Raw genomic sequence first — 12,336 nt, 5'->3', positions numbered from 1 at the left:
CCCGGTCCACGCGGACGGGCGGGTTCCCGAGGTGTGCGACGGGGAGGCCGGGTTCGTCAGGCGCGGCGTTGTTCCCGTGGCGTGGAGATCACAGGGCGACCGGGCGGTCGTGTCGCACCAGCAGGTGACTCGGCCGACCACCCGCTCCGAGGCACGGCCGGGGGAGGCGCGCCGCATCACACCCCTCCCGGCCGCTCAACCCTCGGTCCAGCCGTGGTTCTTGGCGAACTGAAGCAGTCCGTCGCGGATGTGCAGGATCTGGGTTCCCGTCAGTGTGGGGGCGGCGGACAGCAGCACGTCGGTCACCTCGTGCAGATAGTCGTTCGCAGCGAGCACGTCGCACAGGGAATCGTCGACGTCCGCCTGCCGGGGCGGAGCCGGTCGGGCGCCCACGGCGGCTGCCTGAGCGGGCGGCGGTGTGGTGCCGCCTCCCTCCGCGAGCCGGACGGACGAAGCCTTGAGTCCGCGGTCCCCCTGTTCCACCTCGAATTCCACGGCGATGCCTGAGCGCAGGAGGTGCTCGGACACCAACAGATCGTTCACATGGAGGAAGACGTCTTCCCCTCCGTGATCCGGAGCGATGAACCCGAAACCCCGAACACCATCGAACCGCACCACACGACCGGCAACCATGCCATCAACCCCAAGAGAAGCCGGGCCACTTGCCCGGATGAATATCACGCTTCAGAAAATTGGCCAGTGCCTTGCGACGAGGGCAGGGCACGATCGGGCCGGTTATGGATCCCGGCTGCGTCCCACCCCTTTGGAGGTCATGCGGCGGCCAGATCCAGAATGTACTGACCGTAATCGCTCGTAGGTCCCAGACTGTCGCCTATCGCGGACAACTGGACGGCGTCTATGAACCCCATCCGGTAGGCGATCTCCTCGATACATGCGATACGTATCCCCTGACGCTTCTCGATGATCTGCACGAAGGTCGCCGCTTCGAGGAGGCTGTCATGGGTTCCGGTGTCGAACCACGCGCTTCCGCGGCCGAGATTGACGAGCCGGGCGCGGCAGCTTTCCACGTAGTTGAGGTTGAGGTCGGTGATCTCCAGTTCCCCCCGTGGCGACGGGGTGAGCTCGCCGGCCATGGAGATGGCATCGTTGTCGTAGAAGTACAGTCCCGTGACGGCGAGGTTCGACGTCGGCTTGTCGGGCTTCTCCTTGATGGAGATGATCTTCCCGTCCTTGTCCAGTTCGGCTATCCCGTAGCGTTCGGGATCGGCGACCGGGTATCCGAACAGGGTGCAGCCGCTGAGGGACTCACGCTCTCTCTGCAGGAGGGTCGGGAGCTGGTGGCCGTAGAAGATGTTGTCACCGAGGATCAGGGCGATCTGCTCGCCCCCGATGAAGTCGCGGCCGAGGCGAAGCGCGTCGGCCAGCCCGTCCGGGTGCTGCTGGACCGCGTAGTGCAGGTCGAGGCCGATCCGGTGTCCGTCGCCCAGTAACTCCTGGAAGGCCCCGATGTGCTTGGGGCTGCTGATGATCAGGATGTCCTGGATTCCCGCGTGCATGAGAACGGAGAGCGGATAGTAGACCATCGGTTTGTTGTACACGGGCAGCAGTTGCTTGGATGTTATACCGGTGACCGGCCTGAGCCTGGTCCCCGCCCCTCCGGCCAGGACAATTCCACGCATGATTCACTCCGAGATCTCTGGGTTCTTCACGGCAGCAGAGGGCGCCACCAGGAGCTGTTCTCCCGGTACCAGTCCGCTGTTTGTCGCAGTCCTTCCGAGAAGGGGACCTGAGGGGCGTATCCGAGCAGTCGAACCTTGCTGTCGTCCAGGGAGTAACGCTTGTCGTGACCGAGACGGTCCGGCACCGACTCGATCATTTCGGGGCCGAAACCGAACTCCTCGAGCAGAAGGTGGGTGAGCTGGAGATTGGACAGCTCGGAACCGCCGCCGATGTTGTACACCTCGCCCGGAAGCCCATTTTCCAGAACCTGCCATATTCCCCTGCAGTGGTCGTCCACGTGCAGCCAGTCCCGGATGTTGTCGCCTCTTCCGTAGAGCGGCAGGGAGCGACCGTTCATGAGCTGGGTGATGAATCGGGGAATGAGCTTTTCCGGATACTGGTAGGGGCCGTAGTTGTTGGAGCAGCGGGTGACCGATACGTTCATTCCGTATGTCCTCGCGTACGCCAGCGCGATGTGGTCGGCGCCCGCTTTCGACGCGGCGTACGGAGAGTTCGGATCGACGGGCGACTCCTCGGTCCACGAGCCCTTCGCGATCGATCCGTAGACCTCGTCCGTCGATACATGGATGAAGCGTGGAATGCCGGCGCCACGGGCCGCCTCCAGCAGTGTCTGCGTACCCAGGAGATTGGTACGCACGAAAGCGCCGGGTCCTTCGATGGAGCGGTCTACATGTGTCTCGGCTGCGAAGTGGACGATGACGTCATGCCCCGGCAGCAAGGAACGGAGCAGCGGGGCGTCGCAGATGTCACCGTGCACGAAGGAAAAGCCGGGTCGGCCGGCCACCGGAGCCAGGTTCTCCGTGTTCCCGGCGTACGTCAGTGCGTCGAGAGCGGTGATTTCCATTTCGGTGTGGCCGGCAAAAGAGCCGCCGAGCGCATGCCGGACGAAAGCCGAGCCGATGAATCCGGCGGCTCCGGTGACAAGAGCGCGCATGGGTCTCCTTGACTATTGATCCGATGCCCTGCGATCCGTGATCGGCACTCTGCTGTCCACCAGGGTCACGCAGAGGCGACGATGCTTTTCTGGGTGCGCCAGTGCCGGACCCATTCCTCCAGGATCTCGGATGCTTTCTCGGTCCCGTGCTCGGCGCGTACGGTTTCGCCGACGTCGTGCGCCTTCCGCCGCATGTCATCGTCGGAGAGGGCGGCGCCGAGTGCCTCATCGAGGCGTTCGGCGGTGAACTGCCGGAAAGGAATGGGCTTCGCCGCCACACCGAGCGCGTGCACGTTCGCCGCCCAGAACGGGCTGTCGGCGAAGGTGGGCACGACAACCTGGGGGCGGCCGGAGCGCAAGGCCTCACCGGTGGTGTTGCAGCCGCCGTGGTGGATGAAGGCGGCGGAGCGCGGCAACAGCCACGGGTAGTGCACGTCATCTATCCGGAACACGTCTTCCGGGACCGTGGTGGGGCCCCCGCCCACCAGGACGAGCCGGCGCCCGTGGGAGCGCACCACGGCCAGGACCTTCTCCAGGGTCTCGGCCGGCGGGTGCACCGGCCAGATGCTGCCGAAGGACAGGGTCACCGGGGGAGTCCCGGAATCCATGAAGTCGACCAGTTCCTGCGGCGGGGTCCACTTCCGGTCCCAGAACCAGTAGCCGGTGATGTGTGAGCGTTCGGGCCAGTCGGAAGGCTCGGTGAACAGAGCGCGAGTCACCGGGCAGAGCAGCGGGACGTCCTTGCCCAGATTTCCGTACGGCGCGCCGAACGGCAGTGGCGGCAGACTCGCGTCCTTGCGAAGCCCACGGATGGTGATCCAGTCCAACAGCCCGGCCAGCCGGTGGGTCAGGCGGTTGTAGGGCCTACCCAGACGGTACTGCGGGAGGATCATCGCCGGCCACTGTGCCGTCGGGTTGAGCGGCCACCAGGTCACCGAGCCCCATGGTGCGCTGTCGTCGGACTCGAAGGAGATGCGGCTCAGGATGCTGTTGACCACGAGGTCCGCGCCCGCCGAGGCCTTCGCCACCTTGGCGGCAAGCTCCCGGATGTGCTCCGCGGTCGGCCGCGGGACCTTTCGTGCGGCGCGGAACAACGACGCGCCCTGCTGCAGAGCCTCCGCGAGGGCAGGGTGGGCCAGGAAGTCACGTGGGCTGCCGGGCAGCTCGATGAAATCCAGGCCGGCCTCCCGCACCAACGTCTCGAAATCCCCGTGGGTAGCGAGAGTCACCGCGTGCCCCCGGGCCTTCAGTGTCGTGCCCAGCGCGATGAACGGCTGGACATCCCCTCGCGATCCCAGTACGACTAACGAGGCGCGCATGGACCCTCCATAGAAATGTCGCTGGTGAGACGGCTTCGACCCGGACGGTCAGTAGGCCGAGGTGTAGCGGTCGAGAATTCTGTCGAGGTAGTCCGGCTCGGAGACCGACCGCATGGGCGGCAGCAGCCCGCACAGTTTGGCCGTCGAAACCCTGGTCAAGGTCGGTTCCGTGTCGATGACTTCGTGCCGGGGGGCGACGCCCATGCGCTGTTCGACTCCCCGCACGACGGTCTCGATCGGCTGTGGTACGCCCGAGGCGATGTTCACGATCTCCCCCCGCACCCCCTGGGCGAGCAGCCCGTCGATCGCCCGGACCACGTCGGCCACGTCCACGAGGTCGCGGTGCGCGCCCCGATGCAGCCGCACGGTCCCGCTGCGCACCTGCCCGACGAGCGAGGGCAGCAACTGGTGGGACCGCTGCCACCGGCCCACGGCGTGACTCAGGCGCAGGGACAGCCACCGTGCACCGGACTCGGCGACCGCACGCTCCAGCTTCAGTTTCTGCCTGCCGTAGGGCGATTGCGGGTTCACTTCCGCCTCTTCGTCCAGGGCGACTTCCGTGGTTCCGTAGATCGCGTGGGAGGCCGTGGACAGGTAGACGATGAGGCGGCCCGTGCGGTGGCACCGGTCGGTGGTCTCGCGCACCAGTGCCTCTTCGCGGGCGAACTCCTCGGGCGCCCGGACGCCGGTGCTGGACACCCCGGCGGCGACCACAGTCGCGGCCGGGTGCCGGTGCGCGATCGTGGCCAGGTTCTGTGCGATGAACCCATTGCCGATGATCTCCATCAGACCTGCTTCCCTGCCACGACACGATGGGCGGTCGTGGCGATCCGGTCGAGCAGCTCGGCCGTACGCAGGGCGGTCGCGGCCCAGGCGTCATGGTCGGGATCGGATCCCGAGGACCTCGACCGCGACACCGCCTTCACGAACGACTCGGCCGATCTGGCGAACTGGTGCTCAGCGGGAAGCGTGATCTCCTCGGCGTGGTCCTGCTCATCGATGCGAATCAGCGGCGCCATGGTGGGTGGCGGGGTGAACGCCCGGTCGACGGACAGCCGACCGCTGCTGCCCCACAACGTGTAGCTCGCCCCGTAACTGTGCTCGAAGCCGAAGCTGAGTGTCACGGTCTCCCCGGTCGCCGCCGCGAGCACCGCGCTCCCCGCCACGTCGACGCCCGCGGCAGGATCCTCCCGCAGCACAGCACCCGCGACGGTGAGTTCGTTGCCGAGGAAGTACTGGGCCAGCCGGACGGGGTAGAGCCCTGCGTCGAGCAGCGCGCCGCCGCCGAGGTCGGCCCGGTAGCGCACATCGGTCTCGGGCAGCGGCGGGAAGCAGAACGCCGCGTCGATGTGCCGTAGGCGTCCGATGCGGCCGGCTCCGACGAGCTCGGCGACCCGCCGGTGCAGTCCGTGGTGGACGAACGCGATGTTCTCGCGCAGTACCAGCCTGCGGTGTGCCGCGAGTTCGACCAGCGCGGCGGTGTCCGCCGGGCGGGTGGTCAGCGGCTTCTCGGCCAGTACGTGCTTGCCGCACATGAGCAGCCGGTGCACCCACTGGTGGTGCAGCGAGTTGGGTACCGAGACGTAGACGGCGTCGATGTCGTCCCGCTCGAGCAGTGCTTCGTAGCCGTGTACGGCGGCGCAGTCGAAGCGGGCGGCGAACCGTTCCGCCTTGTCCTTCTCGCGGCTGGCGACGGCGACGACCGTGCTGTCCGGAACTTCCCGCAGCGCGGGTAGTGTCCGTCTCCAGGCGATCGAGGAGGCGCCGAGCACGCCGATGCGCACCGGACCGGACTGATGAGGGCTGTCCATCGGTCAGTTCCCCATCGGTCGGAGGGTCAGGCTGTGCAGGCAGGCTGTCAGGCTCCTGGCCTGGATGTTCACGTAGTGGCTGTGCTGGATGAGGTCCGTCAGCTGGTGCACGGTGAGCCAGCAGAAGTCGGCCGGGGCGGTGAGGTCACGAGCCGGGTCGGCTTCCACGATGAGGTAGCGGTTGCGGGTGTGGAAGAACCTGCCGCCCTCCTCGGACAGCACGGTGTCGAACCGGATGCTTTCCCGGGGCGCCTGCAACACCTCGTCCATGAACGGCGGACGGGCCTTCGCCGGCATGCCCTGGTAGTCCTCCGGCGTGCACTGCAGGGTGGGAGCTACCTCGACCATGTCCAGGAGTCCGGGCTCTGCCCTGACGTTGGCCAGGACATGAAGGACTCCCTCGATCCGCTGAGTGAGGAAGGCGACCACTCCGCGGTTACGCGCCTCGATCATCGGCTGGGTCCAGCTCCGCACCTCACGGCTGCCCGCGCGTACGTCCACGGCCATCACGTCGAAGAACAGGCCTGCCTCGTGTGAGATCCGGTCCGACGACCGGCGCCAACCTTCGATCTGGCCGAGGCCGACCGGCGTGGCGTCCATCTCGGAGTGAACGCGGGCATCGGTGATCCAGTTCTGTACCTGACGCGAGGTGCGGAGCGTGCCCTGGTCCGCGCTGAGGGACCTGACCAACGCGGACCGGAAGGTCTCACCCTCGAAGGGGTGAGCCTTCGACAGGCCGGCGCCGGACAACGGAAGGCACGACAGGACGGTGCGCGCGTCCATGTTCACCAGATCGTCAATCGACAACAATTCGTGCAGTTGGCCGATCGAGAGCCAGCAGAAGCCTTCCAGCACCTCGACGGGTTCGTTCACCTCGACGATGATGTTGCGGTTGCGCTTGCGGTAGAACCAGGACCCCTGCTCCGACTGCAGCACATCGGTGATCACGTGCTGTGACGGAGCGTCGAGAAAATAGTCCAGATAGGGGACCGATTTACCGCCGTGCACTCCGGTGTAGTTACTCCTGGTCGCCTGCACGGTCGGCGAAAGCTGTAAGCCGTTGCAGTTCCCGGGCTCCATCTTGGCCTGCATGAGGCAGTGGAGTGTGCCGTCGAATTCTTTTACCAGGATCCCGAGCAGTCCGATTTCCGGTTGGCTGATGATCGGCTGCGACCACTGGTGTTGTGTCGGCCCCTGCGTGGCCCGTACATTCAGGCCCTCGATCGAGAAGAACTTACCGCTGTCATGAACTATGTTTCCGGTCGCGGCTTCGAACCGCCAATCGGTCAGTGCATCAAAATCAATTCTTCGGACGTGCGACGCATCACTGTCTCTGAGTCCGGTGAACCAGCTGTGGAAGCTCTGCAGGCTCGCGGCCGTGCTGTCGGCTGCCCATAAGGATCGCGCTATCCGCATGGATAATTCGGAATCCTGGGTGTGTAACGCGGACGGAGACTCCAACGAGGTGTGAGTCATCCTTAACTCCCTCGGATTCGACGTGTGGGGTGCCGGAGTGGACGACTGTCGCTGACCGCAGCTCAAGTGCTGGTGGTCGGGCGGGCTTTACGGCCGCTGATTCGGGCTTTCTCCGCCCTGGGACCCTGTGGATCGGCGTGGCGCACGCTTCAGCCAAGCGTGATCGGTCCGCCGCTGTCAACCCACTCCTGCTGTGAATGTCGGCCTGAGAACGCCAGGATGGATCATGTGATGCAGCTCACATGACGACTCGGCTTGTATGGCCTAGCGTTAGGGAACTGATCGCTGAAGGTGCAGCGGGTTTTTCCTATGTTACGCACCGGTTTCTGGCCGGCGCAGTGCAGGATCGCTGTAGAGTCCGACTGATAGGCGGGGGCGCCGGACGGTGCAGGCATTCATTCGGTGTTTCTCTGCCGTTCCCAGCCTCCCGCATGTCAGGAGTTGCCTGGTGAGAGCGTGTGAGCGGCGTATCCGTACAACGCCGACAGGTGCAGGTCGCCGGGCGTGAGGGGTGTCGTCGAAGCCCCCGTTTCCGTGTGACGTTGTTGCTGGGATGTATGTTCGCGATATGGCGAGAGGCTCGAAATTGACCAGGGGCATTGGTTCGTTACCGTCCGTTCACGCCGATGTTCCGATCGCAGTGGTCGGGATTTCCTGCCGGTTACCCGGAGCCAATTCGCCGGGAGATTTCCGGCGCCTCCTCAGCAACGGCGTGGACGCGGTGACACCAGTGCCACGAGGCAGGTGGGAGAGTCCTCGGGCCGAGGACCCGGCGGTTGCCTTACGCGGCGGCTTCCTCGACCGGGTGGACGGCTTCGACGCGGACTTCTTCGGTATCTCACCGCGCGAGGCCGTGGCCATGGACCCGCAGCAGCGGCTGGCACTCGAGCTCGGCTGGGAGGCGCTCGAGGACGCGGGTATCGTCCCGGACAGCGTCGCAGGCCGGCGATTAGGTGTCTTCGCCGGAGCGATGAACGACGACTACGCGTCCCTCCTCCAGCAGCAGCCCGCAGAGGCGGTCACCCACCACACCCTCACGGGTCTGCACCGGGGCATGATCGCCAACCGAATATCCTACTTACTCGGAGTCTCCGGACCGAGCCTGGTCGTCGACTCGGGCCAGTCCTCCTCGCTCGTGGCAGTGCACATGGCCTGCCAGAGTCTGCGAAGCGGAGAGAGCGAGATCGCCCTCGCCGGCGGAGTGAACCTCAACCTCACCTTCGACGGCACCCTGAACGTCTCGCGATTCGGCGGACTCTCACCGGACGGTCGCTGCTTCACCTTCGATGCCAGGGCGAACGGCTACGTCCGAGGCGAGGGCGGCGGCTTCGTACTGCTCAAGCCACTGGCCCGGGCGATCGCCGACGGAGACCGGATCCACGGAGTCCTGCGCGGCAGTGCGGTCAACAACGACGGCGGCGGTGACAGCCTCACCGCACCGAGCCGGGCAGCGCAGGAGGACGTGCTGCGCCGAGCCCACGCCGCAGCCGGAATCGAGCCTGCGGACGTGCAGTACGTGGAGCTGCACGGCACCGGTACAGCGGTCGGCGACCCTGTCGAGGCGGCAGCACTGGGGGCGGTCATCGGATCCTCGCGTCCGCCGAGCATGCCGCTCCGAGTCGGCTCGGCCAAGACGAACGTCGGGCATCTGGAAGGCGCCGCGGGCGTCACCGGCCTCATCAAGGTCATACTCGCCCTGAAGACGGGTGAACTCCCCCCGAGCCTCAACTTCGACAAGCCGAACCCCGCCATCCCGCTCGACGACCTGAACATCCGGGTGCAGACCGAAGCGTCCCCCTGGCCCAGGCCCGAAGCGTCCCTGACCGCAGGGGTGTCCGCCTTCGGTATGGGCGGCACCAACGCACACGTCGTGGTGGAGCAGGCTCCCGTCGCCGAGGAACAGCCCTCCACGCACACACCGGCGCCGGTGCTGGACATGGGAACGACGGTGCCGTGGCCGGTATCGGGCCGTTCCCCCGAGGCATTGCGCGGGCAGGCCTCGCGGCTGCGCGAGCTGGCCGCCGGCTCGGCCGTCGGCGCGCTGGACACGGGGTGGTCGCTGGCGTCGTCGCGCAAAGCTCTGGAGCACCGTGCCGTCGTGCTGGCCGCGAACCGCGAGGAGTTCCTCAGCGGGCTCGACGCACTGGCGTCCGGTGAGCCTGCGGAGAACGTGGTGAACGGGGTCGCCGCGGGAGTCCCTCCCGGCGTGGTCTTCGTCTTCCCCGGCCAGGGGACGCAGTGGGTCGGCATGGCGACCGGGCTCCTCGAGGCGTCGCCGGTCTTCGCCGAATCGATCGAGGAGTGCGCCAAGGCGCTGACCCCATACATCGACTGGGACCTGACCGACGTCCTGCGCGGCGCATCGGACGAGAGCCCGCTCGATCGAGTGGATGTGGTGCAGCCCGTTCTGTGGGCTGTGATGGTCTCCCTCGCCCAGGTCTGGCGCTCCTTCGGTGTCGTCCCGACGGCCGTGCTGGGGCACTCGCAGGGTGAGATCGCCGCCGCGTGCGTGTCCGGTGCACTGTCGCTGGCTGACGGAGCGAGGCTGGTTGCCCTGCGGAGCCAGGTCATCGCCCAGGAGCTGGCGGGCCGGGGCGGCATGATCTCGGTCGCCGCTTCGCCGGAGCGCGTGGCGGAGCTGCTGGCGGGCCAGGACGACGTATGGGCCGCAGTGCTGAACGGCCCGGCCTCGACGGTCATCGCGGGGAGCCCCGACGCTCTGGCCGAGGCCGTCGCCTCGCTCGAACCGGCCGGTGTCCGCACGCGGGAGATCGCGGTGGACTACGCCTCACACACGCCGCATGTCGAGCAGGTCCGGGACCGGCTGATGGAGCTGGCGGCTTCGATCACCCCGCGGACCGGCGACGTGGCGATGTACTCGACCGTAACCGCCGCGCCGGTCGACACCACATCGCTCGACGCCCTGTACTGGTACCGGAACCTGCGGGAGCCGGTGCGGTTCCAGGACACGATCCGGTCCCTGCTCCAGGCCGGGAGCACGGTGTTCCTCGAGGTGAGCCCGCACCCGGTGCTGACGTCCGCGATCACGGAGGCAGGCCACGCCGCCGACGCCGAGATATTCGCTGCCGGCACGCTGCGCCGCGATCAGGGTGGATCCGAGCGCCTGCTGACATCGTTGGCAGAGCTCTGGTCCCACGGCGTCGGCCCTGACTGGACACAGGTGTTCGCCGGCACCGGTGCACGCCGGACCGACCTGCCCACGTATGCCTTCCAGCGCCGGTCCCATTGGCCGGCGCCCTCAGCCGCCACCGACGTCCGGACATTCGACACCCCGGCTGCGGAACCCACGGCTGCAACGGAGGGCGACCCGGCCCCCGACGCGCTCCATGTGGTCAGGACGCAGGCGGCTGTCGTACTGGGACACGGGACGCGGGCCGGGCTCGACGTGCGGCGGACCTTCAAGGACCTCGGGTTCGACTCGATCATGCTGAGCGACCTGTGCAACCGGGTGAACACCGCCATGGGCACCCGCCTGTCCAGCGTCACCCTCTTCGATCATCCGACCCCGGCGCGACTGGCCCGACACATCGAGTCCGGGACTTCCGGAAACACTCCTGCCGCGATCCGCGAGGCATCCGGCCCGACCGCCGACGACGATCCGATCGCGATCATCGGGATGAGCTGCCGCTATCCCGGCGGAGTGTCCTCCCCCGAGGACCTGTGGCGCGTCGTTTTCGACGAAACGGACGCCATCTCGGCGTTTCCCGAGGACCGAGGCTGGGACATCGAAAGGCTGCGTGGCTCCGACGGCCACGCCAACAGCTTCGCTGAGGGCGGCGGATTCCTCGACCAGGTCACGGACTTCGACGCCCGGCTCTTCGGCATCTCGCCGCGCGAGGTACTGGCGATGGATCCGCAGCAGCGGTTGCTGCTGGAGACGTCGTGGGAGGTGCTGGAGCGGGCGGGCATAGCCCCGGACTCTTTGCAGGGCAGCCGGACCGGCGTGTTCATCGGCACGATGGACCAGGAGTACGGGCCGCGATTGCACGAGGCCACGGACGCGTTCGACGGCTACCTGCTCACGGGCAAGACCACCAGCGTCGCCTCGGGCCGCATCGCTTACCTGCTCGGACTGACCGGACCCGCGATCACGCTGGACACGGCGTGCTCCTCCTCGCTGGTGGCGCTGCACCTGGCGGTGCAGTCCCTGCAGTCAGGGGAGTCGTCCCTGGCGATCGCCGGCGGTGTGACGGTCCTGTCCTCTCCGGGAATCTTCACCGAGTTCAGCCGTCAGGGCGGGCTGTCCCGCGACGGCCGCTGCAAGGCTTTCGCCTCTGCCGCCGACGGCACAGGCTTTGCCGAGGGCGCAGGACTACTGCTGGTTGAGCGCCTGTCCGACGCCCGACGCAACGGACACCGGGTCCTTGGCCTGGTGCGGGGTTCGGCGGTGAATCAGGACGGTGCGTCGAACGGGCTGACCGCGCCGAATGGTCTGTCCCAGCAGCGGGTCATCCGACAGGCGTTGGCGAACGCGGGGGTGTCTGGTCCTGGGGTGGATGTGGTGGAGGCGCATGGCACGGGGACGACTCTGGGTGATCCGATTGAGGCGGATGCTTTGTTGGCCACCTATGGTCAGGGTCGGTCCGAGGGTGGTCCGCTGCTGCTGGGGTCGTTGAAGTCGAATATTGGGCATGCGCAGGCGGCTGCGGGTGTTGCTGGGGTCATCAAGATGGTGATGGCGATGCGGCATGGTGTGGTGCCTGCGACGTTGCATGTGGATGAGCCGTCTCCGGAGGTGGATTGGGAGTCGGGTGCGGTGGAGTTGGTGACGGAGAGGAGGGTGTGGCCGGAGACGGGTCGGGTGCGTCGGGCGGGTGTGTCGTCGTTCGGTGTGAGTGGGACGAATGCGCATGTGATTTTGGAGCAGGCGCCGGCTGTTGCTTTGCCTGATGTTGTGGCTGTTCCTGTTGTGTCGGGTGTTGTTGACACGGTGAATGGTCCGGTTCCGGTTCCTGTGTCTGTGTTGGGTGGTGGTGTGGTGCCGTGGGTGGTGTCTGGTGGGTCGGGTGCGGGGTTGCGGGGTCAGGCGGCTCGGTTGGGTGAGTTCGTGGCGGGTGTGGGTTCGGGTGTGGGT

General features: G+C 66.9%; 8 protein-coding genes. 1 reads left to right on the top strand and 7 read right to left on the bottom strand.

The window, feature by feature from the left end; translation table 11 throughout:
• Positions 1–195 precede the first annotated feature (195 nt).
• From JOC24_RS31400 to JOC24_RS31370, 7 genes are all read right to left on the bottom strand, one after another.
• Positions 196–633 (bottom strand): cold-shock protein, encoded by a 438-nt coding sequence (locus JOC24_RS31400; protein ID WP_205023842.1) that lies wholly within the window; start codon positions 631–633, stop codon positions 196–198.
• A 137-nt stretch (positions 634–770) separates the two neighbouring features.
• On the bottom strand, positions 771–1,640 hold the full coding sequence (gene rfbA, locus JOC24_RS31395; RefSeq protein ID WP_205023841.1) for a glucose-1-phosphate thymidylyltransferase RfbA: 870 nt from the start codon (positions 1,638–1,640) through the stop codon (positions 771–773).
• A gap of 26 nt (positions 1,641–1,666) precedes the next feature.
• The gene (gene rfbB / locus JOC24_RS31390; protein WP_205023840.1) at positions 1,667–2,635 is read right to left on the bottom strand and encodes a dTDP-glucose 4,6-dehydratase; all 969 of its coding nucleotides are present in this window, start codon (positions 2,633–2,635) and stop codon (positions 1,667–1,669) included.
• A 65-nt stretch (positions 2,636–2,700) separates the two neighbouring features.
• A complete protein-coding gene (locus JOC24_RS31385; RefSeq protein WP_205023839.1) occupies positions 2,701–3,954 on the bottom strand; it encodes a glycosyltransferase in 1,254 nt (417 codons plus the stop codon).
• Between the two features lie 48 nt (positions 3,955–4,002).
• Positions 4,003–4,740, bottom strand: coding sequence for an NAD-dependent epimerase/dehydratase family protein (locus JOC24_RS31380; RefSeq protein ID WP_205023838.1), 738 nt, complete (start codon positions 4,738–4,740; stop codon positions 4,003–4,005).
• Positions 4,740–5,765: a Gfo/Idh/MocA family protein gene (locus JOC24_RS31375; RefSeq protein WP_205023837.1), complete on the bottom strand. Its 1,026-nt coding sequence runs from the start codon at positions 5,763–5,765 to the stop codon at positions 4,740–4,742. The genes JOC24_RS31380 and JOC24_RS31375 overlap by 1 nt, the downstream gene beginning before the upstream one ends.
• A 3-nt stretch (positions 5,766–5,768) precedes the next feature.
• Positions 5,769–7,241, bottom strand: a complete 1,473-nt coding sequence (locus JOC24_RS31370; RefSeq protein ID WP_205023836.1) for an NDP-hexose 2,3-dehydratase family protein — start codon at positions 7,239–7,241, stop codon at positions 5,769–5,771.
• Between the two features lie 586 nt (positions 7,242–7,827).
• On the opposite strand from JOC24_RS31370, the gene JOC24_RS31365 reads away from it, so the two are divergent.
• A partial coding sequence (locus JOC24_RS31365; protein ID WP_239581285.1) for a type I polyketide synthase occupies positions 7,828–12,336 on the top strand: 4,509 nt, incomplete at its 3' end.

It is taken from the genome of Streptomyces sp. HB132 (genome assembly GCF_016909575.1).
Lineage (GTDB): Bacteria > Actinomycetota > Actinomycetes > Streptomycetales > Streptomycetaceae > Streptomyces.
The sequence above is the reverse complement of the archived record's forward strand: the minus strand, read 5'-3'. Positions and strand labels throughout refer to the sequence as shown.